Annotated in this window: 26 protein-coding genes; 24 read left to right on the forward strand and 2 right to left on the reverse strand. The window is 44.7% G+C overall.

Annotated features, from left to right (window positions below):
• Positions 1-23 precede the first annotated feature (23 nt).
• The 8 genes from acnB to ACLD71_RS09380 all read left to right on the forward strand — a co-directional run bounded on the left by acnB (position 24) and on the right by ACLD71_RS09380 (position 10,048).
• A complete protein-coding gene (gene acnB, locus ACLD71_RS09345; protein WP_411994363.1) occupies positions 24-2,621 on the forward strand; it encodes a bifunctional aconitate hydratase 2/2-methylisocitrate dehydratase in 2,598 nt (865 codons plus the stop codon).
• A gap of 229 nt (positions 2,622-2,850) precedes the next feature.
• Positions 2,851-3,669: a winged helix-turn-helix domain-containing protein gene (locus ACLD71_RS09350; RefSeq protein WP_411994364.1), complete on the forward strand. Its 819-nt coding sequence runs from the start codon at positions 2,851-2,853 to the stop codon at positions 3,667-3,669.
• A gap of 10 nt (positions 3,670-3,679) precedes the next feature.
• A complete protein-coding gene (locus tag ACLD71_RS09355; protein WP_303513836.1) occupies positions 3,680-4,027 on the forward strand; it encodes a YacL family protein in 348 nt (115 codons plus the stop codon).
• Positions 4,028-4,376: 349 nt separating this feature from the next.
• Positions 4,377-4,715: a P-II family nitrogen regulator gene (locus ACLD71_RS09360; RefSeq protein WP_016400812.1), complete on the forward strand. Its 339-nt coding sequence runs from the start codon at positions 4,377-4,379 to the stop codon at positions 4,713-4,715.
• 45 nt (positions 4,716-4,760) lie between these two features.
• Positions 4,761-6,032, forward strand: coding sequence for an ammonium transporter (locus ACLD71_RS09365; protein ID WP_137673709.1), 1,272 nt, complete (start codon positions 4,761-4,763; stop codon positions 6,030-6,032).
• 133 nt (positions 6,033-6,165) lie between these two features.
• Positions 6,166-7,200 (forward strand): extracellular solute-binding protein, encoded by a 1,035-nt coding sequence (locus ACLD71_RS09370; RefSeq protein WP_411994366.1) that lies wholly within the window; start codon positions 6,166-6,168, stop codon positions 7,198-7,200.
• Positions 7,201-7,302: 102 nt separating this feature from the next.
• Positions 7,303-8,988, forward strand: coding sequence for an ABC transporter permease (locus tag ACLD71_RS09375; RefSeq protein ID WP_303513823.1), 1,686 nt, complete (start codon positions 7,303-7,305; stop codon positions 8,986-8,988).
• A gap of 7 nt (positions 8,989-8,995) precedes the next feature.
• Positions 8,996-10,048: an ABC transporter ATP-binding protein gene (locus tag ACLD71_RS09380; protein WP_137673712.1), complete on the forward strand. Its 1,053-nt coding sequence runs from the start codon at positions 8,996-8,998 to the stop codon at positions 10,046-10,048.
• Positions 10,049-10,072: 24 nt separating this feature from the next.
• Here ACLD71_RS09380 and argR read toward each other — a convergent pair whose 3' ends face one another.
• Positions 10,073-10,540, reverse strand: coding sequence for a transcriptional regulator ArgR (argR, locus tag ACLD71_RS09385; protein WP_137673713.1), 468 nt, complete (start codon positions 10,538-10,540; stop codon positions 10,073-10,075).
• 189 nt (positions 10,541-10,729) lie between these two features.
• On the opposite strand from argR, the gene ACLD71_RS09390 reads away from it, so the two are divergent.
• From ACLD71_RS09390 to ACLD71_RS09465, 16 genes are all read left to right on the forward strand, one after another.
• Positions 10,730-11,437: a transporter substrate-binding domain-containing protein gene (locus ACLD71_RS09390; RefSeq protein WP_411994369.1), complete on the forward strand. Its 708-nt coding sequence runs from the start codon at positions 10,730-10,732 to the stop codon at positions 11,435-11,437.
• Positions 11,438-11,616: 179 nt separating this feature from the next.
• The gene (gene mdh, locus ACLD71_RS09395) at positions 11,617-12,546 is read left to right on the forward strand and encodes a malate dehydrogenase (protein ID WP_411994371.1); all 930 of its coding nucleotides are present in this window, start codon (positions 11,617-11,619) and stop codon (positions 12,544-12,546) included.
• Positions 12,547-12,663: 117 nt separating this feature from the next.
• Positions 12,664-13,383, forward strand: coding sequence for a tetratricopeptide repeat protein (locus ACLD71_RS09400; protein ID WP_137673716.1), 720 nt, complete (start codon positions 12,664-12,666; stop codon positions 13,381-13,383).
• 77 nt (positions 13,384-13,460) lie between these two features.
• Positions 13,461-15,989, forward strand: coding sequence for a ribonuclease R (gene rnr, locus ACLD71_RS09405; protein WP_411994373.1), 2,529 nt, complete (start codon positions 13,461-13,463; stop codon positions 15,987-15,989).
• A gap of 2 nt (positions 15,990-15,991) precedes the next feature.
• Positions 15,992-16,726: a 23S rRNA (guanosine(2251)-2'-O)-methyltransferase RlmB gene (rlmB, locus tag ACLD71_RS09410; protein WP_137673718.1), complete on the forward strand. Its 735-nt coding sequence runs from the start codon at positions 15,992-15,994 to the stop codon at positions 16,724-16,726.
• 197 nt (positions 16,727-16,923) lie between these two features.
• The gene (gene rpsF, locus ACLD71_RS09415) at positions 16,924-17,373 is read left to right on the forward strand and encodes a 30S ribosomal protein S6 (RefSeq protein WP_303513809.1); all 450 of its coding nucleotides are present in this window, start codon (positions 16,924-16,926) and stop codon (positions 17,371-17,373) included.
• A 5-nt stretch (positions 17,374-17,378) separates the two neighbouring features.
• Positions 17,379-17,693 (forward strand): primosomal replication protein N, encoded by a 315-nt coding sequence (gene priB, locus ACLD71_RS09420; protein WP_137673720.1) that lies wholly within the window; start codon positions 17,379-17,381, stop codon positions 17,691-17,693.
• Between the two features lie 4 nt (positions 17,694-17,697).
• Entirely contained in the window at positions 17,698-17,925 is a 228-nt protein-coding gene (gene rpsR, locus ACLD71_RS09425) for a 30S ribosomal protein S18 (RefSeq protein WP_137673721.1), read from the forward strand.
• Between the two features lie 49 nt (positions 17,926-17,974).
• On the forward strand, positions 17,975-18,427 hold the full coding sequence (gene rplI, locus ACLD71_RS09430) for a 50S ribosomal protein L9 (protein WP_137673722.1): 453 nt from the start codon (positions 17,975-17,977) through the stop codon (positions 18,425-18,427).
• Positions 18,428-18,584: 157 nt separating this feature from the next.
• Entirely contained in the window at positions 18,585-19,769 is a 1,185-nt protein-coding gene (locus ACLD71_RS09435; RefSeq protein ID WP_411994376.1) for an ABC transporter substrate-binding protein, read from the forward strand.
• Positions 19,766-21,454 (forward strand): ABC transporter permease, encoded by a 1,689-nt coding sequence (locus ACLD71_RS09440; protein ID WP_411994378.1) that lies wholly within the window; start codon positions 19,766-19,768, stop codon positions 21,452-21,454. The genes ACLD71_RS09435 and ACLD71_RS09440 overlap by 4 nt, the downstream gene beginning before the upstream one ends.
• Positions 21,454-22,086, forward strand: coding sequence for an ATP-binding cassette domain-containing protein (locus ACLD71_RS09445; protein WP_411994380.1), 633 nt, complete (start codon positions 21,454-21,456; stop codon positions 22,084-22,086). The genes ACLD71_RS09440 and ACLD71_RS09445 overlap by 1 nt, the downstream gene beginning before the upstream one ends.
• Before the next feature lie 123 nt (positions 22,087-22,209).
• Positions 22,210-22,503: a c-type cytochrome gene (locus ACLD71_RS09450; protein ID WP_411994382.1), complete on the forward strand. Its 294-nt coding sequence runs from the start codon at positions 22,210-22,212 to the stop codon at positions 22,501-22,503.
• A gap of 130 nt (positions 22,504-22,633) precedes the next feature.
• Positions 22,634-24,052 (forward strand): replicative DNA helicase, encoded by a 1,419-nt coding sequence (gene dnaB, locus ACLD71_RS09455; RefSeq protein WP_137673756.1) that lies wholly within the window; start codon positions 22,634-22,636, stop codon positions 24,050-24,052.
• A gap of 6 nt (positions 24,053-24,058) precedes the next feature.
• Complete coding sequence (alr, locus tag ACLD71_RS09460) at positions 24,059-25,138, forward strand: alanine racemase (protein ID WP_411994384.1); 1,080 nt, start codon at positions 24,059-24,061, stop codon at positions 25,136-25,138.
• A gap of 167 nt (positions 25,139-25,305) precedes the next feature.
• Positions 25,306-25,911, forward strand: coding sequence for a peroxiredoxin C (locus tag ACLD71_RS09465; protein WP_137673728.1), 606 nt, complete (start codon positions 25,306-25,308; stop codon positions 25,909-25,911).
• A 66-nt stretch (positions 25,912-25,977) separates the two neighbouring features.
• Here ACLD71_RS09465 and ACLD71_RS09470 read toward each other — a convergent pair whose 3' ends face one another.
• Complete coding sequence (locus tag ACLD71_RS09470; RefSeq protein WP_137673729.1) at positions 25,978-26,445, reverse strand: chemotaxis protein CheX; 468 nt, start codon at positions 26,443-26,445, stop codon at positions 25,978-25,980.
• Between the last annotated feature and the right edge of the window lie 270 nt (positions 26,446-26,715).

Below are 26,715 nucleotides of genomic sequence, written 5' to 3' on the forward strand. Positions count from 1 at the left end.
ATTATTACAATAAGGAGCGAGCCGTGCTAGAAAGCTACCGCAAACACGTCGAAGAGCGTGCTGTTGAAGGTATTGTACCTAAACCCCTAGATGCTGAACAAACTGCAGGATTAGTAGAGTTATTAAAAGCTCCGCCAGCAGGTGAAGACGCATTCCTTCTGGATTTATTAGCTAATCGAATTCCCCCTGGTGTAGACGAAGCCGCCTATGTAAAAGCTGGTTTTCTTGCCGCTATTACTACTGGAGAGGTGACTTCACCTATCGTGTCAGCTGCTTATGCAACAGAGTTGTTAGGCACCATGCAAGGTGGTTACAACATCGAGCCGCTTATCTTATTATTGGATAACGCCGAATTAGCCCCGATAGCAGTTAAAGCCTTATCGCATACCCTGCTAATGTTTGATTCTTTCCACGACGTGGAAGAAAAAGCCAAAACGGGCAACAGCTTTGCACAACAAGTGATGCAAAGTTGGGCTGACGCAGAATGGTTCTTAACCCGTCCTGAGTTAGCTGAGAAATCGACACTAACTGTATTTAAAGTAACCGGTGAAACCAATACCGATGACTTGTCTCCAGCACCTGATGCTTGGTCACGCCCAGACATTCCATTACATGCTTTAGCCATGCTTAAAAACACACGAGAAGGTATTGAACCTGATCAAGCGGGCACTATTGGGCCAATGAAGCAAATTGAAGCACTACAAGAAAAAGGTCACCCTCTAGTTTATGTAGGTGATGTTGTTGGTACTGGTTCTTCACGTAAATCTGCGACTAACTCAGTGCTTTGGTTGATGGGTGACGATATCCCTAATGTACCAAACAAGCGCGGTGGTGGTTTCTGTCTAGGTGGTAAAATTGCCCCTATCTTCTTCAACACCATGGAAGATGCTGGTGCGTTGCCGATTGAGCTAGATGTAGAACAACTTGCAATGGGCGATGTTATCGATATTTACCCATTTGCTGGTGAAGTGAAAAAAGCCGGTAGCGACGAAGTTATATCAACCTTCGAGCTTAAAACTGAAGTATTGTTAGACGAAGTACGTGCCGGTGGCCGTATTCCTCTAATTATTGGCCGTGGCTTAACTGACCGTGCCCGTGTTTCTTTAGGTTTAGCACCATCAGAAGTATTCAAACGTCCTCAAGATGTTGCTGCTTCAAGCAAAGGCTTTACGCTGGCGCAAAAAATGGTAGGTAAAGCATGTAGTGTTGAAGGGATACGTCCTGGCCAATACTGTGAGCCTAAAATGACAACAGTGGGTTCGCAAGATACAACCGGACCAATGACCCGTGACGAACTTAAAGATTTAGCGTGTTTAGGTTTCTCTGCAGACTTAACCATGCAGTCATTCTGTCACACGGCGGCTTATCCTAAGCCTGTAGATGTGACTACTCACCATACCTTGCCTGACTTCATAATGAATCGTGGCGGTGTTTCATTACGCCCTGGTGATGGCGTTATTCACTCTTGGCTAAACCGTATGTTGTTGCCAGATACCGTGGGTACTGGTGGTGATTCTCATACTCGTTTCCCAATTGGTATTTCATTCCCTGCGGGTTCTGGCCTAGTGGCATTTGCAGCTGCAACCGGTGTTATGCCATTGGATATGCCTGAGTCAATCTTGGTGCGTTTTAAAGGTGAGATGAAGCCTGGTATCACATTGCGTGATTTGGTTCATGCTATACCCTACGCAGCGATTCAAAACGGTTTGTTAACGGTTGAGAAGAAAGGCAAGAAAAACGCTTTCTCTGGTCGGATTCTAGAAATTGAAGGCTTAGAAAACTTAAAAGTTGAACAAGCTTTTGAATTGTCTGATGCTTCTGCTGAGCGTAGTGCCGCGGGTTGTACCATCAAGCTTGCGAAAGAGCCAATCATTGAGTACTTAAACTCTAACATTGTTATGTTGAAGTGGATGATTGCTGAAGGTTATGGCGACCGCCGTACCATTGAGCGCCGTATTACTGCAATGCAAGAATGGGTAGCTAATCCAGAATTAATGGAAGCCGATAAAGACGCAGAGTACGCTGAAATTATTGAGATTGACTTAGCTGATATTGGTGAGCCTGTATTGTGTGCACCAAACGACCCAGATGACGCGCGTTTGCTGTCTGAAGTGGCTGGCCAAAAAATTGATGAAGTGTTTCTTGGCTCTTGTATGACCAACATTGGTCATTTCCGAGCTGCGGGTAAACTACTTGATAAACATACTGGCTCGTTACCTACACGCATGTGGGTTGCTCCGCCAACACGTATGGACCAAAAGCAGTTAACTGAAGAAGGCTATTACGGAATCTATGGCCGTGTAGGTGCTCGCACCGAGATCCCGGGTTGTTCATTGTGTATGGGTAACCAAGCACGCGTAGCCGACAACTCAACGGTGGTGTCTACGTCTACACGTAACTTCCCGAACCGCTTAGGTACTGGCGCCAATGTGTATCTTGCGTCGGCAGAGTTAGCCGCTGTATCAGCTATTTTGGGTAAGCTTCCTACTCCAGCCGAGTACTTAGAATACGCTAAACAAATTGATGCAACTGCAGCAGATACTTACCGCTACTTAAACTTTGATCAAATTAGTGACTACACCAAAGTCGCTGATGAGGTAATCGTTCAAGCTGCAGTTTAACCTTCTGCAAAATCGACAAGCACAGCTAATAGCTGTGCTTTTTTTTTGCCTTTCACTTTACCTTTTTTACATTTTTTATGCCGTATTTGTCAATTTGTAGCTGTTTTTATGTAAGTTTTTTGTAATTTTTTGCTATTTTGCGCTATTTGTCATAGGATATTTTAGTATTTACTGGTATAAAGTGCGTGCTAGATTTGACTAGCTCATTTACTTGCTGTTGGAAAACTATATGTCCTTTAATGATGTTGTTGTAGTTGGCCCTTTGGCCGTAGATATGAGCCAAAATAGTATTACGTTTAAGGATAAAAGTGCCTATTTAGGACCATTGAGAACCCACTTATTGGGATATTTATGTAAACATGTCAATCAAGTTGTGGGGAGAGACGACTTGTCTGACGCAGTATGGGGACGTAGTGTTTCCGACCATACTATTAATCAACATATATCCCAGTTACGTAAAGTGATTACCACGCTTAACAATACCGACTTAACCATTGCGACGATCCCTAAAAAGGGCTATATCGCTAGATGTGAGTCAGTAGGTCAACCTAACCGAACCAAAGCTGAACCGGCTCAAGTGCAGGCCAAAGCGCTGCTGCTGAGTGACCCTGTAACATGCCAACAAATCCAGTCACATATGGAAGATGGCGAGTTAAAGCATTTGGAAATGTTTTCTAGTGCAGGCTTATTACATGAACGCCTAATGATCAATGAGTTTCAGGTTGTGATTGTAGATACCGATTTGGCGAATGCAGAAGGCTTAAAGCTAATCAAAGCTATCCGCACTGGTCAAACACTTGCCAGTTCAGACATTGCTATTTTGTCAATGGCGTCGGAGGCTAGCAAGCAGTTGCTAGGCTTTAACGTATTGATGGACGTGCAGGGCTTAGTGGTTAAACCGGTTAATAACGAAGTGCTAGAAAAACAGATTAAATCTGCGCTAGCGGCTCGTTTCAAACTAAAGCCTAATGTAGCCTACGATCTTGTACCTACTATGCTAAACACGTCGGTTAACGTAAACTTGCAGTCAACTTGCATGAGCAGCTAGACTAATTAGTATGGAACTGACGATACGCCGTTCTTTGGACGGCGAATTTATTATTGATTGCGGAGACGAACATCGGTGTTTTTCGATGTGGCTTGAGCGTGAATTAAATAAAGATCGTCAGTTTGTTCTGCGTTTGTTAGCGCAACTCGAACAGCTTAGTGGTTTAGATGAGCTTTGCTTAGATAGCGCCGAGTTTCGTTTCGTGGCAAGTTGCGACGAAGTAAGCATTGAAGTCTCTACAGACGAATCAAGTGAACATCCCGGTTTACTAGAAGAAGCCTTGAGTCTAGACGCCGCCCACAGTGCGTGCGGTTATGATGATTTCATCGAATTGTTGAAATCCATAATTAAATATTAATTTGGTGCAACAACTCTCCACCTAGCTTCCTATTCCGCCTTACTTTTTTGAATCATTAATCCTTATTGCTCATTAGCTTAGCTACTCTCCTGTTAATTATCTTTTCCCTGTTTATTTGTCCTTAACCATGTTTGCACTTAATTAGTGCTGCTGAATTTTGTTGTGAAATTTTGTGAGCCAAAATAGAACAATGTTAAAAATATTGGCACCAAGTTGGTGCGTGTGATTTTTTTGTCAATTAGTTTTTTGTTTTTAACTCTTTGTTTTTTATGGTTTATGCGATTTTGGCACACGGCTTGTAAGTTGTTATTCGAGAAAAGTTAATCGATGACTCTTTGGAGGAGCTCAAATGAAACTAATTAGCGCGATAATCAAGCCATTCAAATTGGATGACGTGCGTGAAGCCATCGCCGAAGTAGGCGTAGATGGTTTAACCGTATCTGAAGTTAAAGGCTTTGGTCGTCAAAAAGGTCACACAGAACTTTACCGTGGTGCTGAATACCAAGTTGATTTTCTACCTAAAGTAAAATTGGAAATCGCTACTAGCTCAGAAAATGTAGATCGCATTATCGAAGCTATTTCTAGTGCAGCTTACACCGGCAAAATTGGTGACGGTAAGATTTTTGTATACGACTTAAGCAACGTAGTACGTATTCGTACTGGCGAAATGGATGCAGAGGCTATCTAAGGGAAACCTTAGCAAGCTTATAACAGGGATTACGGGGAAGTAATTATGGAAAACGAAATTTATCAACTGCAATATGCCATGGACACCTTCTACTTTTTGGTGTGTGGCGCATTAGTTATGTGGATGGCTGCTGGCTTTTCAATGTTGGAAGCAGGTTTAGTTCGCGCTAAAAACACCACAGAGATTCTTACTAAGAACATCGCACTTTATTCTATCGCTTGTATCATGTACTTGGTATGTGGTTACTCAATCATGTACGACGGTGGCATCTTCTTATCAGGCATCGAAGCCTTTGACCTAGGTGGCGTACTGGCTTCTAAAGCTGAAGAAGGCTTTGAAGGCGGCAGCGTATACTCAGGTGCTTCTGACTTCTTCTTCCAAGTAGTATTTGTAGCTACAGCAATGTCTATCGTATCTGGTGCGGTTGCTGAGCGTATGAAGCTTTGGGCATTCTTAATCTTTGCTGTAGTGCTAACTGGTTTCATCTACCCTCTAGAAGGTAGCTGGACATGGGGCGGTGCAGACGTATTTGGTCTTTACAACTTAGGCGACCTTGGTTTCTCTGACTTCGCTGGTTCAGGTATTGTTCACTTAGCTGGTGCTGCAGCAGCATTGTCTGGTGTATTACTACTGGGCGCCCGTAAAGGTAAATACAGCAAAAATGGTTCTGTTAACCCAATCCCGGGTTCAAACATGCCACTTGCTACTGTAGGTACTTTCATCTTATGGATGGGTTGGTTCGGCTTCAATGGCGGTTCTGTATTGAAACTCGCTGATGCCTCAAGCGCTCACTCTGTTGCTATGGTATTCCTAAACACTAATGCAGCTGCGGCAGCAGGCGCTGTTTCTGCTCTACTTGTGTGTAAGTTAACTTGGGGCAAAGCTGACCTAACAATGTTACTAAACGGCGCGTTAGCTGGCCTAGTAGCAATCACTGCTGAACCTTCTACTCCTACTGCGCTTCAAGCCACTATGTTTGGTGCTGTAGCGGGCGTATTGGTAGTTGCTTCAATCGTATTCTTCGACAAGATTAAGATTGATGATCCAGTAGGTGCTATCTCGGTTCACGGTGTAGTTGGTTTGTTCGGTCTACTGCTTGTTCCATTAACTAACGATGGTTCTAGCTTCTCTGGCCAAATCATTGGTGCCTTAACTATCTTTGGTTGGGTATTCGTTTCAAGCTTCATTGTTTGGAGTATCTTGAAAGCTGTAATGGGTATTCGAGTAACAGAAGAAGAAGAAATGAATGGTATGGACCTGTCTGATTGTGGTATCGATGCATACCCAGAGTTCGTAACAGTTAAATCTTCTAACTAAGAATAACTTGTTATCAAAAAGGCCTGCTTTTGCAGGCCTTTTTTTGTTTTAAAACATAGGCAATTTAGTTAACGCATGTTAATCTTAAGTCAAATGATAACGATTTGCGTTTAACTATTTGAAGGATTCGCTTGTGAACAAATCTGTATTCTCTTCGTTGGTAGCCGTATTGGCTTCATTGGTTGTTGCTACGCCAGCCATTGCTGCAGAAGAAGTTAACTTGTACTCATACCGCCAACAAAGCCTACTACAACCACTTACCGATGCATTTACCGCTGAAACTGGCATTAAGGTAAATGTTGTTCACGCAGAAAAAGGCTTAGCCGAAAAGATTAAGGCTGCTGGTGCGAATAACCCTGCTGATTTAGTGCTTACCGTTGATATTGGTCGCTTGGAAGAAGTACGTGCTGCTGGTTTGTTTGAAGCGGTAGATTCACCAGTATTAAATGACGTTGTACCCGCGCACTTGCGCCACCCAGAGAACCTTTGGTTTGCCTTAACCACACGTGCTCGTGTTGTTTACGCACATAAAGATCGTGTGAAAGAGGGTGAGTTAGCGTCTCTCAATGATTTAGCTGATCCAAAGTGGAAGGGTCGCATTTGTACGCGCTCAGGCAAACATGTATATAACATTGGTTTAATTGCTTCTGTGATTGCCGAAGATGGCGAAGAAGCCGCTGAAACATGGTTGCGCGGCGTTAAAGACAACTTAGCTCGCAAACCTCAAGGTAATGACCGCGCTCAAGCTAAGGCTATTTTCGAAGGTCAATGTGACCTTGCTATCGCCAACCGCTACTACATGGGTAAAATGTTTTACAACACTAAAAGCCCTGAGCAACAGCAGTGGGCAGAGCAAATTCGTGTTGAGTACTTAGACCAACAAGTGGGTGGCCGCGGTCAGCACATTAACATTTCGGGTGCTGGTTTACTGAATACCGCTAAAAACAAAGATAATGCGATTAAGTTGCTAGAGTTCTTAGTGGGTGAAACGGCTCAAGGCCTGTACGCTACCGCTAACTTTGAAGAACCTGTACGCGCTGGCATTAAAACCGACGAGTTCATTGAAAGCTTAGGCGATTTCAAATCTGACCGCATTTCGTTACAAGACGTAGCAGACCAGCGCGCAGCAGCAGCTCGCTTGGTTGACCGCGTTGGCTTTGATATGTAAAGGTTGCTAAACTTGCAGTTCTATCTGCAAGCTTAGATAAAGCTGGCCTGAGGTCAGCTTTTTTTGTGTATACGGCGCAGCGCCGTTTTTTGTTTGGAAGCTATGAGCACTACCGCTACGTCTACTTCGGTTCGATTATTGTTATCTAAATCTCGCTTCGATCTATGGGTATGGATAGCGCTTGCGATTGCCATTCTGGCGTTTATTCCGGTCATCACCTTATTTAAGTTATCTTGGGCGAATAACCAAGAAATTTGGCAGCATCTGCTCGATACGGTGTTTTGGATATATGTTAAAAACACCCTGCTGTTGTGTATGGGAGTTGCCCTGTTTACCGCTTTTATTGGTACAGGGGCGGCGTGGCTGGTTACTCGATTTAATTTCCCTTTAAAATCTGTTTTTGTATGGGCACTTTTGTTGCCTTTAGCTGTGCCGAGTTACATATTGGCCTTTGTGATAACCGATCAATTGGAATACGCCGGTTTTGTGCAAAAAAGCTTGCGTGCAATTTTTGGCTGGCAAACCGCGCGCGATTATTGGTTTCCTGAGATCCGCTCGATTCAAGGTGCTATCGCTGTACTTAGTTTAGTGCTTTACCCTTATGTGTATTTGTTGGCTCGTGCTGCATTTGTCGAGCAAGCCGCGCAGCTATTTGAAATGAGTCGCTGTTTAGGGAAAAGCCAAACTCAAAGCTTTTTTAAAGTAGCGCTTCCGTTGGCAAGGCCAGCCATAGTAGTGGGTGTGACTTTAGCCTTAATGGAAACCATTAATGAATATGGCACCGTAGAGTTTTTTGCGGTGCCCACGCTTACCGCGGGTATTTTTGATGTATGGCTGAACATGAGTAGTTTGTCGGCCGCTGCACAAATTGCCTTAATGTTGGTGAGCTTTTCCATTTTATTGTTGGGGCTAGAGCGTTACAGCCGCAACGCAGGTAAGTTTTACAAGTTGACTGGGCAATCTCCAGCAATGTTTGCCGAGCCTCTTAAAGGCGCTAAAGCTTGGACGGCCACGCTACTGTGTTTGTTGCCGATTAGTTTGGGTTTCATCCTGCCGGTCACGGTGTTAAGTAATTATGCTTTACGTAACTTAGATTCTGGCTTTGACCAGTATTTAACTAATGCGTGGAACAGCTTCTCGTTAGCTGCAATGGCGGCGCTGCTAACTACAGCCTTAGGTTTATTGTTAGCCTATGGAGTACGTTTATCTAAAAGTAATAAGATGCGTAGCATCGCCGAGGCAGCAACGCTGGGTTATGCGATTCCTGGTGCGGTGTTGGCGGTAGGTATTTTGTATCCGCTTGGCTTGTTTGATAATGCGGTCGATAGCTTAATGAAAGCTTGGTTTAACTACCCTACAGGTTTACTGCTTACCGGCACAGGAGGGGCTTTAGTGTTGGCTTACTCTTTACGTTTTATTGCCTTAAGTTACCGCACCCTAGATGCCAGCCTAACTAAAATTACGCCAGAAATGGACGATGCTTCTCGAGTATTAGGTAGTCGCTCTGGTAAAACGCTCTGGCGGATCCATTTACCGTTGATCAGACCAAGCTTACTTACCGCTATGTTGTTAGTATTTGTCGACACCATGAAAGAGCTGCCAATTACCTTAATTTTAAGGCCGTTCAATTTTAATACCCTGTCTACTCAAGTATGGGATTTAGCCTCTTTGGAGCAACTAGAGCAAAGTGCTTTAGCTGCCTTAACCATATTATTGGCAGGTATTCTTCCGGTTATCATTATGAGTCGAAATATTGGCTCTTCAGAACAGCGCCCACAAGGACACTAAACCCGCAATGAGTATTGTTTTACGTAAAGTTAATCATTTCTACGGCGAACAGCAGGCGCTTAAAGATGTCAGTATTGAGGTTGAAGAAAACCAAATTGTAGCGCTGCTGGGCCCATCAGGGTGCGGAAAAACCACCTTATTGCGTTTAGTCGCAGGTTTAGAACGGCTGCAAAGTGGTGAGCTGTACTTGCAAGACAAGTTAGTCGCAGCCCCAGCACAAGCTATACACTTAGCTCCAGAGCAACGCGCCATAGGTATGATGTTTCAAGACTATGCCTTGTTTCCGCATATGAGTGTTAAAACCAATATAGAGTACGGACTACGCAAGCAACAAGACTTACCAAAGCGTCGCCAGTGGATTGAAGAAAGCTTAAACAACATGGGCATGCAAGGTCTGCTAGGTCGCTTTCCGCATACCTTGTCGGGTGGCCAGCAGCAGCGTGTCGCCCTATTGCGCGCTTTAGCTCCAGAGCCTAACACCATGTTGTTGGATGAACCGTTCTCTGCGCTCGATGAGCATTTACGCCAACAAGTGCGAGAAGAAACCCTCGACGTATTGAAGAAAACCAAAACCCCCGCAGTGATGGTGACTCACGACCCGCTAGAGGCGATGTTTATCGCGGATCGTATTGTTGTGATGGAGCAGGGGGAAATTGTACAAAATGCTAGCCCTCAAGAAATCTACAATCAGCCAGCAAATGCCTTTGTGGCAGCATTGTTTGGCCCAAGCAATCGCTTTGTTGCACCGGTAGAGCAAGGTGCGGTTAGTACCGCTTTAGGGGCTTTTTCGGCCAATCAAATTAACGATGGCGAACTGGCAGAGGTGATCGTTCGGGCTAAAGATGTGGTGGTGCATCAGCTTGAAAACAGCCAACAAATAGAAGCGAGTATTATCTCGGTGCATTCAATGGGTAATGAAACGCACTTTAGGTTACAGCTAGCTGAATTACCTGAGCAGGTGATTCATGCGCGAATGCGTGACCATTGGCAAGCAAGTCCGGGCACTAAGGTATGGTTATCGGTTAATGGTGATGCGGCATTTGTCTTCCCCAAAGTGTAGTTTGGGGAAGTGTTTTTTGAAGCCTTAGGCAACTTCAAACAGTTCTTTTACCGATTGAAATACATCGGCAATCGCAACTTGGCGGGTAGGGGTTATAAAAATAGTATCATCACCAGCAATGGTGCCAAGAATACCTTCAGCTTTACCTAATGAATCTAGCAAACGGGCAATTAACTGCGCCGCACCGGGGCTAGTATGAATAACGATTAAGGCATCGTTGAAATCCATTTCTAGTACTAAGATTTTTAACTGACTAGAAACAGTAGGAACCCCTAACTCTGCTGGTAGGCAGTAAACCATTTCCATTTTTGCGTTGCGAGTACGCACTGCGCCAAACTTACTTAGCATACGTGACACTTTCGATTGGTTGATATTTTCGAAACCCTGATCTTGTAGGGCGGTCACTATTTCAGCTTGAGAGCCAAAACGTTCTTCTTTTAACAGTGATTTAAATGCTTTAATTAACTGTTCTTGTTTATCGCTATATTTCATCGGTGATCCGAGCTTGTAAATCCGCGGTTATTGTCGCCAACTTTTATATGTATATCAACTTTATTCTAGTTTTATGCATATAAATGCATAGTGAAACACATAATTGTTGTTCAATTAGCCAACATTTTCTTGTGAGGCTTTGCTAAGCTGAATTATGATAGCAACATCAAACTTGGTGTGTAGTTAACTATGTGGCTAAAATTTCTGTTCTTTCTTCCTTTGCTCGTACTTCAATCAGTACTTGCTGACGATAAACCTCTGCGAGTGGTTACCGAAGCATCTTATCCGCCCTTTGAATCATTTGATGAGCACAAGCAGCTGGTGGGCTTCGATATTGAGTTGGCTAAGGCCATTTGTGAACAAATAAATCGAGAGTGTGAGTTTTACCATCAGCCCTTTGATAGTTTGTTATCTAGCGTTGCTGCCGATCATTACGATATGGCGATATCAGCCTTAGATATTACCGAGCAACGTAAAACCTTAGTAAGCTTTAGTGATGCTTATTTCGATAATATGGCGGTTTATCTCACGAAGCCTGAGCTAGAAGTTGCAAGCAACTCAGTGGTTGCGGTACAAAGTGGCTCGAGCTTTATGCGCTTCTTACGTGAACAACGGCCTAATATTCTATCGATTGCTTACCCCAGTTATCAACTCGCCTTAGCAGATTTGAATCAAGCTAAAATTGATGCGGTATTTTTAGATTCGGCAGCGGCTCACTATTGGTTGGCAAGCCATCCGGAGTTTGTGACTCAAGTGGATGAAAACTATCCGGCGAGCGGATTAGGTATGGCGGTTTCAAAGCAAAACGAAGACCTGCTGAATCAAATCAACCATGCGCTTAATGTGTTAAAAAATAACGGCAGTTACCGAACAATATACCAGTCCTTCTTTAACTAACAAACACTGTTAGACCAAGGTCTTAAACCCTATAGTTAAAGTGTGATTAAGGCAGCTTTTACTGTTTTAAAGTTGCTTTAAAAATGTTGCTAAATTGTATTTTAGAGCGGATTCCGTTATCTTGTTTCTGTCTTTATAGACATCCCCTCTACAATTACAAAAAAGCATGGAGAAGTTGGATGAAAGTTGCCGTATTAGGTGCTGCAGGCGGAATTGGCCAAGCCCTTTCATTACTATTAAAAACCCAGTTACCCGCTGGTTCTGAACTTTCGCTTTATGACATCGCCCCAGTAACACCTGGTGTTGCTGTAGATTTGAGCCACATCCCTACACAAGTGGCCATTAAAGGATTCGCAGGCGAAGACCCTAGCCCGGCCCTAGAAGGTGCCGATATTGTTCTAATTTCTGCCGGTGTAGCGCGTAAACCTGGTATGGATCGCTCAGATCTATTTAATATCAACGCGGGCATCGTTAAAAACCTTATCGAGAAAGTTGCCGTTACTTGTCCAAAGGCATGTATTGGTATTATCACTAACCCAGTAAATACCACGGTTCCAATCGCGGCCGAAGTATTAAAAAATGCTGGCGTATATGATCCTGCTAAACTGTTTGGTGTAACCACACTAGACGTGATTCGCTCAGAAACCTTTATCGCTGAAGCGAAAGGCCTAAACCCAGCAGACGTTAAACTTAACGTTATTGGTGGCCACAGCGGCGTAACTATTTTGCCATTGCTTTCTCAGTTAGACGGTATTTCGTTTACTGATGAAGAAATTGCAACAATGACTACACGCATCCAAAATGCCGGTACAGAAGTTGTTGAAGCTAAAGCTGGTGGCGGTAGTGCTACACTTTCTATGGGCCAAGCAGCAGCACGTTTCTGTTTGTCTTTAGTTAAAGCAGCGCAAGGCGAAGACGTGATTGAGTGTGCTTACGTAGACGGCGGCAGCGAGCATGCTAAGTTCTTTGCTCAACCTATCCGTTTGGGTCCTCAAGGTGTTGCTGAAGTCTTACCTTACGGTGAGATTAGCGCCTTTGAAAAAGCCGCAGTTGAAGGTATGTTAGATACCTTACACGGCGATATCGATAAAGGTGTTGAGTTTGTTTAAACTCTTCCACTAGCCGATACTAAGGAGTGCTTGCACTCCTTTTTTTGTGGCTAAAAAGTCACTTTAGTTTTTGCCAGCCTTGCCGATAGCATAATTGTTAAGACGATAGGAACGGCTATGAATAAGCAACTCATTTCATTACTTCTAGCAGCAGGCTTAAGCACCTCGGCGTTTGCTGAGTCTATTGACGCTTTGTCGGTAGAAGACGAACTTGATGCTCCTCAGCAGCAAGCAGAGCCGGTAACTATTGATCCCACTGAGTATACTAGCCCATCAGACATAGAAGCGGTTCAGCTGTATAGGCAAGATGAATTAATTACTTGGATTAACAATAACCAGCACCTGACGCGTGTTAAAGCCGATGACTGTCAACTGGTAGAAGACATTGAAGCGCGCGCCGAGAAAGTGGCCATTCCCGCTTATCAGTTTTTGTGGGGCGACATGCTGGCTTGGGGGGTATGCGTAGAACCTAACCCAGAATTAGGTGTGATGTACATGTGGCGCGCCGCGAATCAAGGTTTAGCCGCTGCCATGGAACAACTAGGGCGTTACTACGCTACTGGCACCTTGGTACAGCAAGACTATGCTAAAGCGATTCCTTTGCTGAGAGAATCCGCAGGCCAAGGCTTTGTTCCGGCTCAATTACGTTTGGTCTCACTGTATGTCGAAGGTAAGGGCAGCCCTTACGATTACGAAGATGCTTATCGCTGGTTACATCACTCTATTATTGCCGATAAAAAAACGCACCGAGAAGCCAGCCAATTGCTTGCTTCATTAGCGTCGAAGATGCCCGATTACGTGGTAGCCAAAGCTAAAGCCAGTAACCAACCCTACTAAAGCCACGCGCAAAGCATTAACATAGAGCTATTCTTGAAGGGTAACTCCCTCAATTGCTCAACTTGATAGGTTAGTTAATGCAAAATCAGGCTGCGTCGGCCACTCTTACATCGACCTTACTCAATGCCTTAACCGAAGAAATGGCACCTGTTTCTAAGGACTGGCTGCATGCGTTATGTTCTGAAGAACAGCAAGCCCATTTTTCGGCAACCTTAACGTATATGTTAGAAGAAGGTTTGTTAGTCACCACACGTATTGGCGCCTATACCTTGCCAGAACGTTTAGGTTTGGTTACCGGCACCATTATTGGTCATCGCGATGGTTTTGGTTTTTTGAAAACCACCCAAGAAGGCACCGACTTATTCCTTCCGGCTAAAGAAATGCGCAAAGTGTTTCATAACGACTTTGTTCTGGCTGCGCCGTCGAGTATGGATAAAAAAGGCCGCCGTGAAGGCCAAATCATAAAAGTGCTTAAAGCGGGTAAGGTCGAATTAGTTGGCCGTTACTTTGTTGAAGGTAACCACCGTTACGTGGTGCCAGATGATTCGCGGATTAACCAAGACATCTTGATTGGTAAAAACGATACCGCCGGGGCTCGCCAAGGCCAAGTGGTGGTGATTGAAGTAGTTAGTCGCCCTGCCGCGCCAAAACTGGCGGTGGGTAAAGTCACCGACATTCTGGGCGAAAAAATGGCTCCGGGCATGGAAGTTCAGGTGGCTTTACGCAACCATGATATTCCGCATGATTGGCCAAATGCTGTCACTAAAGCGGTGAGCAAGCTTGAAGAAGAAGTGGATGAGGCTTCTAAGCAAAATCGAGTTGATTTGCGTGACTTACCATTAGTCACCATTGATGGTGAAGATGCTCGCGACTTTGATGACGCCGTGTTCTGTGAGGCGAAAAAATCAGGTGGCTGGCGTTTGTGGGTCGCCATTGCAGACGTTTCTTATTATGTGCGCCCAGACGCCGCATTAGATCGAGAAGCGCTTAATCGCGGTAATTCAGTCTATTTCCCAGACCAAGTGATTCCTATGCTGCCAGAGCAGTTATCTAATGGTTTGTGTTCACTGAACCCGCAAGTCGATCGCCTGTGTATGGTGGCTGAAATGACTATCTCGGCAGCGGGGCGTTTGTCGGGCTATAAGTTTTACGAAGCGGTGATGCATTCACATGCGCGATTTACTTATAACAAAGTGGCGGCAATTCTCGATGGTGATGAAGCGCTAGCGCAACGTTATGCCGATCAAGTTCCGCATCTGCAAGAGTTACATCGTCTTTATAGTGCGCTAAAAGTTAGCCGCGCACAGCGTGGTGGTATTGAGCTAGAAACTCAAGAAACCCGCTTTATTTTTAATGCTCAACGCAAAATCGAGCAAATTGTGCCGCTAACCCGTAACGACGCGCACAAGATGATTGAAGAATGCATGATCCAAGCAAACGTAGCGGCTGCAAAATTTGTAGAGAAACATCAGCAAGCTATTTTGTATCGGGTACACGACCGACCGGGTAAAGAACGCCTGACTAACTTTAGAGGCTTTTTGAATGAGCTAGGCTTGCCGCTGGGTGGTGGTGATGAGCCTCAGCCGAGTGACTATTTTACTTTGGTGGCATCAATTCAAGAGCGTCCAGATTTAGAACTTATTCAAACCATGTTGCTGCGTTCAATGATGCAGGCGGTTTATCAGCCAGACAACTTGGGGCACTTTGGTTTAGCGCTTAAGTCTTATGCGCACTTTACGTCGCCGATCCGCCGCTACCCAGATTTGTTATTGCACCGGGTGATTAAATTTTTAGTCAACAAGCTTGAGGCGGAAGCGGCAGGTAAAACCGTTAAAAATAAGTGGACAGTGACAGGCGGCTATTCATATCAAGATGACGAAATGGATAAGTTTGGCGAAGCTTGTTCAATGACCGAGCGCCGCGCCGACGATGCAACACGTGAAGTGTCAGACAGCCTTAAGTGCGAATACATGCAAGATCATGTGGGTACGGTATTACCGGCTACCATTGCAGCAGTCACCGGATTTGGCTTTTTTGCCCGTTTAGAAGAGTTCCATATTGATGGCCTAGTGCACATCAATTCTTTACGTGGCGATTATTATCATTATGATGCAGCTCGTCAGATACTGGTGGGTGAGAAAACCGGCAAACGTTTCCGCATTGGTGATGCAGTAACGGTAAAAGTCGCGTCGGTAAATATGGCCGACCGTAAAATGGAATTTGTCATCGTTAACAAAGATGGCCAAGCCGATGAGTTTGACCGCCCACAGCGCAGTGGTAAAGATGGTGGCCGCGGCAAGCGTTTTACCAAACCTGGTGAAGAGCGGGAAACCACTGGGCGCAATGGCGGTAAAAAGAAACCACGCCATCGCGATACAAAAAATAAAGGCAAACGACGCAAGCCTAGTACAGCTAGTGACAGTAATAAAGATACCAGTTCTGAGAACAAAGGTGGCTTTAGCCCTTGGCAGCAGCGTGATCCTGATGCAAAGAAAGCAAAACCGAATAATGACGCCAAGGCTAAACCGCGTAAGAAGCCCAAGAAAAAACGCAAGCAACGCCCTGGAAAACAAGAGCGCACAGCCGCTAAACAACAGAAGAATTAATCATGAGCCAACAAGTAATTTATGGCCTGCACGCAGTGCAAGCATTATTAGAGCGCAGCCCAGAGCGTATTATTGAAGTATTTGCGCTTAAAGGTCGTCAAGATGACCGCTTATTACCACTACTGAATGAAATGCGTCGCTTAGGGGCATCTGTGCAGTTTATGCCTCGTAAAGCTTTAGATGACAAAGCAGAGAGTACTCAGCACCAAGGTATTGTGGCGCGAGTAAAAGCAGGGCGCGGCTACAATGAGCATGATTTAAAGCAATTAGTTGAATCAACTACAGCGCCGCTATTCTTAATATTGGATGGCGTAACGGATCCACATAATCTAGGTGCTTGTTTACGTAATGCCGATGCAGCAGGCGTAGTAGGGGTAATTGTGCCTAAAGATAACTCTGCTCAGCTAAATGCTACGGTACGCAAAGTGGCCAGTGGCGCGGCAGAGACGGTACCGCTAGTAGTGGTGACTAACTTAGCCAGAACCTTGCGCGAATTACAGCAATTAGGTGTATGGGTAGTGGGCACTGCTGGTGAGGCGGAGCAGTTTATCTACGACACCAAGTTGCAAGGGCCAATGGCATTAGTGATGGGTGCCGAAGGTACAGGCATGCGCCGCTTAACACGCGAAACTTGTGATGAGCTGGTTAAGCTTCCAATGGCGGGTACAGTCTCTAGTTTAAACGTGTCAGTTGCTGCTGGTATTTGTTTATTTGAAGCAGTACGCCAACGCCGTTAAACACTGGCCTTAGCGCCGTATAAGTACCAACGGAAAAGCCGCCGTTTAGATAATCTAACAGCGGCTTTAATTTAACTTGATTAAATTCTCGCCTTCGCATAAAATCAGCGCCCCTAAAACAGTCATTTTACTTTTAGTTCCTTGCCTCTTCGGTCCGGCTGTACCATGAACGAGGCTATAACCCGTAGGGAGCAATAATGCGTCATTACGAAATCGTATTCATGGTCCACCCAGACCAGAGCGAACAAGTTCCAGGCATGATCGAGCGTTACTCAGCAGTTATCACTGATAACGGCGGTAGCATTCATCGTTTGGAAGACTGGGGCCGCCGTCAATTGGCTTACCCAATCGAAAAATTGCACAAAGCCCACTATGTTCTTTTGAACATTGAAGCTAGCGCAGAAGTTGTTGATGAATTGGAAACTGCTTTCCGTTTCAACGATGCTGTTATCCGTAACATGATCATGCGCACTAAGTCTGCTGCTACAGAGATGTCTCCAATTGCTAAAGCTCGTGATGAGCGTCCAGCTCGCCGCGATGATGAGCGTCCAGCTCGTCGTGAAGAAGCTGCACCAGCAACTGAAGAAGCACCAGCAGTAGAAGCTAACGTAGAGTCAGCTAAAGAAGAGTCAGCTAGCGAAGAATAAGACGTATGTCTGAGAATAGATTAGTACTGCAGGGGCGGGTATTACGCGCACCAAAACGCTCTACTAGTCCGGCCGGTGTTGCACATTGTCAGTTTTGGCTAGAGCATCGTTCGCAGCAACAAGAAGCTGGATTTTCGCGCCAAGCCTATTGCCAGATGGCAGTAGTCGCAAGTGGCGATATTTTGAAGCAAGATTCATCGCATATAAGTATGGGGTGTGAAGTAAAAGTAAGTGGTTTTATAAATAGCCACAAAGCGGCCAACGGTACATACCGATTGGTACTTCATGCTTCTGAAATTGATTTGTTATCACGAGGATAATGTTATGGCACGTTTTTTCCGTCGTCGTAAATTCTGCCGCTTTTCAGCGGAAGGCGTTGTTGAGATCGATTATAAAGATACAACAACTCTGAAAAACTACATCACTGAAAGTGGTAAAATTGTACCTAGTCGTATTACTGGTACAAGCGCTAAATACCAACGTCAACTTGCACGCGCTATTAAACGTGCTCGTTACCTGGCTCTATTGCCATACACTGATTTACATAAGTAAATCCTTGTTGCAATTGGCCTAACTCAATCGAATTAATCGAGGAAAGGTAATGGAAATTATTCTATTAGACAAAATCGCTAACTTAGGCGGTTTGGGCGATCAAGTTAATGTTAAAGCAGGTTACGCACGTAACTTCTTGATCCCACAAGGTAAAGCTGTACCAGCTACTAAAGGCAACGTTGAAGTTTTTGAAGCTCGTCGTTCTGAATTAGAAGCTAAACTAGCAGAAACTTTGAAAGTATCTGAAGCTCGCGCTGAGAAACTAAACGCTCTTGAAGCGATTGTTATCGAAGCTAAAGCTGGTGAAGAAGGTAAACTATTCGGTTCTATCGGTACTCGCGACATCGCTGATGTTGTAACTGCTGCTGGTGTTGAAGTAGTTAAATCTGAAGTTCGCCTACCAAACGGTGTATTACGTAACACTGGTGAAATTGAAGTTGTTATTCAAGTTCACACAGACGTTAATGCTACTGTTACTCTACAAGTTGTTGCTGCTGAATAATTTCAGTTATATAGCTTGAAAAAACCGCGCCTAGGCGCGGTTTTTTTGTTTTTAGGCTATGATTTTAAAGGATTTTGAAAGATTATTTAGACTAATCCGGTTTCACTATAGCAACAATGTAGTGTTCTGTTTTAGCGACTGAACAAGGAGAGTTAGTGTGCGTTTAATAATAGTGTTGGTAACGGCTTTGCTGAGTATGATTTCCCACGCGGCATCCACTTGGTCTGAAGTGGAACAGCAAGCTAAGGGACAAACTGTTTATTTTAACGCTTGGGCGGGGGCTGATAATATCAACGCTTATATTCGCTGGGCTGGCGAACAAGTGGAGCAGCGTTACGGTGTAAAGTTAGAACACGTAAAAATTAACGACACCGCTAATGTAGTGAGTCGTATTTTGGCCGAGAAAGTGAGTGGCCGCACTAACGGTGGCAGCGTAGACCTAATGTGGGTAAACGGAGAGAACTTCCGCGCGTTAAAAGAAGCTAAATTACTCTATGGTCCATATAGTCAGCACTTACCCAATATGGCCTTAACCGATGAGAATAATCCCGCTTTACTGTATGACTTCACTTTGCCTGTTGACGGTTATGAATCACCTTGGGGCGGGGCGCAGCTCACTTTCTATCACGACAGCAAACGCTTGCCGCAGGCACCTAAGTCAATGGCCAAGCTATTATCTTACTTGGAAAAACAACCGGGACTATTTACTTACCCAGTGCCGCCAAGCTTTTATGGAGCCACCTTTATTAAGCAGGCCTTGTTAGAAACTATTAGCGATAGCGAGCAGCTGTATCAACCTGTTAACAAGCAAACCTTTGATAAAGTGACTGCAGGTTTGTGGGCTTATTTAGACAAATTACATCCATTAATGTGGCGCCGTGGCCAGAGTTTTCCTAGTGGCAGTGGCCAAATGCAACAGTTGCTTAACGACGGTGAGTTAAGTATTGCTTTCAGCTTTAACCCCAACGATCCTGCGGCCGCTATTGAGCAAGGTTTACTGCCAGATTCGGTGCGTAGTTATGTTCACCAAAGTGGTACCGTGGGTAATACTCACTTTTTAGCAATTCCGTTTAATAGTGACTCTAGTGCCGCAGCCATGGTGGTGGCCAACTTTATGTTGTCACCAGAGGCCCAAGCCCGCAAAGCGGATTTAGCTTATTGGGGCGATCCAACAGTACTAGCGTTAGATAAACTCAGTAATGAGCAACAACAGCTGTTTGCTAAGCAACAGGGTAATAGTGCGAGTCTAAGCGCTGCAGACCGCGCCAATGTTAGGGGCGAACCTCACGCCACTTGGGTAGCTTTGCTAGAAGCAGAGTGGTTGCGTCGTTATAGTCGATGAAGGGCATATCTAAAAAGGCAGTAATACTGTTTCCGCTAGCTACTAGTGTGTTGTTGTTACTGCCTTTGTTGTTTGGATTTGTTGATACTCTATTACCAGCTTTTGGCTATTTGCCTATCGCTTCTAAAACCGAATTGAATTTATCGGTTTGGCGTGAACTGTTTAGTTACTCCTCTTTATGGCATTCGCTGGCGTTAAGTATATTTACTGGCTGGATCGCCGCTATCCTTTCTCTAGTTAGCGCTTTGTGGCTAATTATGCACTGCTACCAAAGTGCTTGGTGGCGATTCTTAGAAAAAAGTCTAGCCCCATTTTTAGCTATTCCTCATGCGGCCATGGCGATTGCGCTATTGTTTTTGCTTGCGCCCAGTGGCTGGTTAGTTCGCTTGGTTTCACCTTGGTTAACTGGTTTCGATTACCCGCCTACGTGGCAAAGCACGCAAGATGCTTGGGGTTTGAGCTTAATTGTTACCCTGTGGGTTAAAGAGTTGCCATTTATATTACTGATATTAATGGCTGCGTGCTCTCAACTACCAGTACAACGCAGCTTGGCGATAGGCCAAAGTTTTGCTTATTCCAGCCAGCAAATCTGGCGGCAGGTTTTATTCCCCCAGCTAATTAAGCGTATTCGCTTGCCTTTTTTTACGGTTCTTGCGTTTTCGTTAACGGTAGTAGATGTTGCTCAAATTATTGGCCCCACAAAGCCAGTGACCTTTGCATTACTCGTTTGGCAATGGTTTAGCGATAGCAATATCGAAATGCGCTTGTTGGGCGCAGCAGGCTCTTTATTGTTGTTGGCTGCAGTTATCCTGAGCTTGTTAGTGGCAGTGCTGCTAGAGAAGCTTTATTTAAAGCACAACTTACAAAGCGCATTGAAGGGCTTAAGAAAAGCTTCCTCTAGTGCGAAACCCGCCCGTATTTTGTTAGTGGGTACGGTGCTGTTGTTAGTATTAAGTTTGCTGATTATTGTCATTTGGTCTTTTACTTGGCGCTGGCGCTTTCCCGATGCTTTGCCCGCACAGTGGGGTTGGCATTATTGGCAACAAGCAGGCAGTTATTTGTATACGCCGCTGCTAAACAGTTGGAGTATTGCTTTGTTATCATCAGCAAGCAGCTTGGTATTGGTGGTTGGCTGTTTAGAGTACCAACTAAAGCAGGCTCAGCCCTCACGCTGGTGGTCGCTAGTTATGTACATGCCTTTGTTGTTGCCGCAGGTGGTATTTTTGTTTGGTGTACAGGTTCAGTTATTTAAATACCGTTTAGACGGCAGTTTGTTAACTGTGGTGTGGGCACATCTGATTTTTGTTTTACCTTATGTATACCTGGCGTTAGTGGATAACTATCGAAGCTTCGACAATCGTTATATGCAAGCTGCAATTAGTTTATCGCACTCCTACTGGCGTAGCTTTTTGATAATCAAATTACCCATGCTCACTCGGCCGCTGGGTTTAGCATTTGCCATTGGTTTTGCGGTAAGCATTGCTCAGTACCTGCCTACTTTGTTTGTGGGTGGTGGCCGAGTCACCACGTTAACCACTGAGGCGGTAGCGTTAGCCTCAGGTGGTGATCGCAGAGTTACGGCGGTTATGGTTATATGGCAAACCTTGTTACCTTTACTGGTATACAGCATGGTTATTATTTGGCCTAAATGGCGCTACCGCCATCACCGAGGAATGCAAACCTAGTGTTAGATATTAGTCATTTTAGTTTGAGTTTATCTGGTAAACACTTAATCAGTGAGCTCAATTTGTCAGTCGCTAAAGGTGAAATAGTGACTATTATGGGCCCTAGTGGCTGTGGCAAATCTAGCTTATTGGCTGCAATAGCCGGCACCTTAGATCCCTCTTTGTCTTGCAGTGGTAGCATTAAGCTAGCAGGAAAAGACATTCTCGAGCTTGAGCAAGCGAAGCGGCGAGTTGGGATATTGTTTCAAGATGATTTATTGTTCCCACACTTTACGGTGGGGCAAAACCTGCAATACGCATTAGCAAGTGATAAGCAAAACAATGCCAACTCTATAATAGAACAGGCTTTAAGTGATGCTGGCATGTGTGGCTTTCAGCAGCGCGATATTGCCAGCTTGTCTGGAGGGCAGCGGGCGAGGGTTAGTGTATTGAGAAGCCTACTGGCTGAGCCCAAAGTTCTGCTATTAGATGAACCCTTCAGTAAGTTGGATAAACCCTTACGCAAACAGTTCCGGGAATTTGTTCGCGAAAGAATTGAAGCACTGAATATTCCTGCGATTCTAGTCACTCATGACCAAGAAGATAGCTTACAAGCACCACCAATCTCTTTATTTGCTGACAATAACAGCTAGGGTAATAAACTGTTGCTGTTGAGTTTTATTTGATAAGCTGGTTTTTCCTGAGGCTTTATTGTGTGGAGCGAGAGCGTCAGGACTCAATGATTGAGATCCCCAATAACAATAAAGAGGATGAAGATGAACAAATTGATTTTTGCACTAGCATTGTCACTTCCATTTGTCGCATCAACAGCGAATGCAGCCCCAGCCAAGGCACCTTTATGTGCGGCTTGTCATGGTGCTAACGGAGTAGCAGCTATTCCTGGTTACCCCAATCTTGCGGGCCAAAACGAACAGTATTTGGTTTCTTCATTAAAAGCTTATCGTGATAAACAGCGTAATGGTGGCCAAGCCGCTGTAATGCAAGGGCAGGCAATGAGTTTAAGCGACGCTGAAATTGCTGAACTAGCTGCTTACTTCGCAAAAATGTAGTTAAGTGAGCGTTAGCACTAAGCCAGCCTAGGGCTGGCTTTTTAGTTTCTGCCATTCAGGAAATGTTACTTGGTGTCACTTCAATCTTCCCGCATAATAGTGGCCAGAAAAAACAACCGCAATGAAGATTATGGCAGCCAGCGCGCCCTCTCGTAAATTTAAAGATAAAGACAAAAAGCCCAGAGATTCTCAGATTGATCAGTTAAAGGTGCCACCACACTCCTTAGAAGCTGAGCAAGCCGTTTTGGGCGGCTTAATGTTAGATAACAATGCTTGGGATAACGTGTCTGAGCTAGTTGTAGAACAAGATTTTTATCAGCGCGCCCACCAATATACTTTTTCTGCCATGCATCGTTTGGCCGAAGGTGGCCAACCCATTGATTTGGTTACGGTGTCTGAAGAGTTGGAGCGACAAGAACAACTTGATGACATAGGTGGTTTTGCTTATCTAGGCGAAATTGCTAAAAACACGCCGAGCGCAGCGAACATTCGGGCCTACGCAGAAATTGTTCGAGAGCGAGCGGTGACGCGTGAATTGATTTCGGTAGCCAATGAAATTGCCGATAGCTGCTATGAGCCGGCTGGACGTAAAAGTAGTGACTTGCTCGACTTTGCAGAGAGCAAAGTATTTAAAATTGCCGAGTCACGCGCTAATGCCAATGAAGGTCCTAAAGAAGTAAAAGGTTTACTGGCACAAACCATTGATAAAATTGAAGAACTGTACAAGTCACCAAACGATGGCGTAACCGGTGTTTCAACAGGCTTTGCTGACTTAGATAAGAAAACTGCCGGTTTGCAGGGCTCTGATTTGATCATTGTGGCGGCGCGTCCTTCTATGGGTAAAACCACGTTTGCGATGAACTTGTGTGAATACGCCGCAATGACTCGCGATAAACCGGTGCTTATCTTTAGTTTAGAGATGCCGGCAGAACAAATTATGATGCGTATGTTGGCCTCGCTGGGCCGCATTGATCAAACTAAAATTAGAACAGGTGCCTTAGACGATGATGATTGGGCGCGTTTGTCATCGACCATGGGCCTAATGGCCGAAAAATCAAAAATGTATGTGGATGATTCTTCTGGTCTAACACCTACTGAAGTTCGCTCTCGCGCTCGCCGTGTCGCCCGTGAAGAAGGTGGCTTGAGCATGATTATGATCGATTACCTGCAGTTGATGCAGGTGCCGGGCTTAAGCGAAAACCGTACCTTAGAAATTGCTGAAATTTCTCGCTCACTTAAATCCTTAGCAAAAGAGCTAAATGTACCGGTAGTGGCGCTATCACAGCTTAACCGTAGTTTGGAGCAGCGTGCTGATAAACGTCCGGTGAACTCGGATTTGCGTGAATCGGGCTCTATTGAGCAGGATGCCGATTTGATTATGTTTATTTATCGCGATGAGGTTTATAACGAAGGCACCGAAAATAAAGGTTTAGCTGAAATCATTATTGGTAAACAACGTAACGGTCCAATTGGCCGAGTACCACTTACCTTCCAAGGCCAGTTTTCGCGCTTTGATAACTGGGCTGGTGAATTTTACGATGACGAATAATTACCAATGAATATTGCAAATGCCTTGGTGTCATTGTCAGCCTTAAGACACAACTTCTCAGTATTAAAACAACGCGCACCGAACAGTAAAATTTTGGTGGTGATAAAAGCCAATGCTTATGGGCATGGCATGCTGGAAGTAGCACAAGGCTTGGCCGATATAGCCGATGGCTTTGCAGTAGCAAGAACCAAAGAAGCACTCGCTCTGCGCCAAGCAGGGATAGTGGCGCCCATCCTCGCTTTAGAGGGATTTTTTGATAGCCAAGAAGCCCAATCCTTGGCTGAACACAATATTGCTACGGTGATTCACAGTGAGCAACAGCTGGCACTGATAGAGCCGCTTAAGCTTGCTAAACCACTTGATACATGGGTAAAGCTTGATACCGGCATGCATCGCTTAGGTTTGTTACCAGAGCAGTTTAAAGCCTTATTGCCACGTTTGAAAAGCTGTAACAATATTCAAGCTAATCTTAAGCTTATCAGCCACTTTGCCTGTGCTGATGATGTTGAGCACCCGCTAACCCCCCAGCAAATAAAGTGTTTTGAAACGCTAAAAGCGGAGCTTAATGCTGAGTGTTCTCTGGCTAATTCAGCCGGTGTTTTGTTGTGGCCACAAGCACATTCAGATTGGAATCGTCCGGGAATCTCTTTGTACGGCATTTCCCCTCAAAATCACAACAGTGGTGCTGATTTTGGATTAATACCAGCCATGACCCTGCAATCAAATCTTATCGCGGTACGCGAGCACCCTCAGGGAGAGAGTGTTGGTTACGGTGCTACTTGGCATGCCGAGCAAAATACCAAGTTGGGCGTGGTTGCAATGGGTTACGGTGACGGTTATCCGCGCAGTGCGCCAAACGGTACACCAGTTTGGTTAAATGGCCGAATAGTACCCATCGTGGGTCGGGTATCAATGGACATGTTGTGTGTAGATTTGGGAATTGATAGCCAAGACCAAGTGGGTGACCGGGTTGTGTTGTGGGGCCCTGAGCTACCCGCAGAACGAATTGCTGAAGCGGTGGACACCATTGCTTACGAGCTTGTCACAAAATTAACCTCTAGAGTTCGCCTCAGTTACACTCAGTAGTATTTACAAGTGCCATTATTTAGGCTATTAATTGGATGCTGAATTATTAATCGTTAATTTGATAGCTTTTACCTATCAAATTAATTGATTAGATCAATTCGTCTATTCGACAAATTTAGCGCATTATTCGTAGCGATATTGATAACCTATTTAACAAGGAATTCGAAATGAGTGTATTAGTTGGTCGTCCTGCTCCAGACTTTACTGCCGCTGCTGTATTAGGTAACGGTGAAATTGTTGATAGCTTCACTTTAAGTGAGCACATCAAAGGTAAAGCTGCGGTAGTGTTCTTTTACCCGCTAGATTTTACTTTTGTTTGTCCTTCAGAATTGATTGCTTTTGATCACCGCTTTAAAGATTTCCAAGCTAAAGGTGTTGAAGTAATCGGTGTTTCTATCGATTCACAATTCTCACACAACGCATGGCGTAACACTGCTATTGAAGATGGTGGTATCGGCCAAGTTCAATACCCTCTAATTGCCGACGTTAAACACGAAATCTGTCAAGCTTACGATGTAGAGCATCCAGAAGCTGGCGTAGCGTTCCGTGGTTCTTTCCTAATCGACACCGCTGGTGTTGTTCGTCACCAAGTAGTGAACGACCTTCCACTAGGCCGTAACATTGACGAAATGCTACGTATGGTTGACGCATTAAACTTCCACGAAAAGCACGGTGAAGTTTGTCCTGCTCAGTGGGAAGAAGGTAAAGAAGGTATGGACGCAAGCCCAGAAGGTGTTGCTAAGTACTTGTCTGCTAACGCTGAAGGCCTATAAGACTTTCGCTAGCCCAGACATTAAAAAGCCCGCTAACGCGGGCTTTTTTGTATCTAATATTTGTGACTACACGTTTTCGAAACAAATCTCGATAGTGGCATTACCATGAATTGAAGAGAAAGGAATTAATACCTTAGGGCCTTCAGTTTTATGAGTAATGGTATGCGAAGGGCCTGATACCACCACCGGCGTAGCCATATCGAAATCATAGCCGCTTTCGGCTAACAAACGTTTCGCTCCACCGGTTACCATATTGGTAATCTCACCCACCATATCGGTGACTTCTTCATTAATCGAATCAGGGGCTTCGCCTAACATGCGTCGCATAATTTCGATGGCCAATCCTTTATCAAAACTGATGGATAAAGAGCCTTTGGTTTGTGGGCCAACCATACCAATTAAACCTGATACATCGCCACGCGCGATCTCGTCTTTCTTTACTCCAGGCTTGCCCGGTTTTAACTCCATTTGAGCCATTGTTTCTAGCACATTTAACAGAGACTTAAGAAATGGGTTTACAAAATTAACGTCCATAGTGACAGATTACTTCCTGCTGAGTGAATATGGTCAAAGCCAATAATAGAACCAAAGAGAGGGCTATTTGACTAAAAGCACAAAAATAATTGAGAATTACTTAAGAATCGCACGAGATCCGATGAGCTGCAACTATAAGTAATATTTTTAAGATGTGTTTCACTGAATCAATGCGACAGACTTGCTATTAGTAAGTCTGTCGCTTCTTTATTAATAGCTACGAACAATTTTGAGTACTATAAGGCCATTTAAAATAGGAGACTGTAGTCG

The organism is Agarivorans sp. DSG3-1 (genome assembly GCF_046774965.1).
Classification (GTDB): Bacteria; Pseudomonadota; Gammaproteobacteria; order Enterobacterales; family Celerinatantimonadaceae; genus Agarivorans.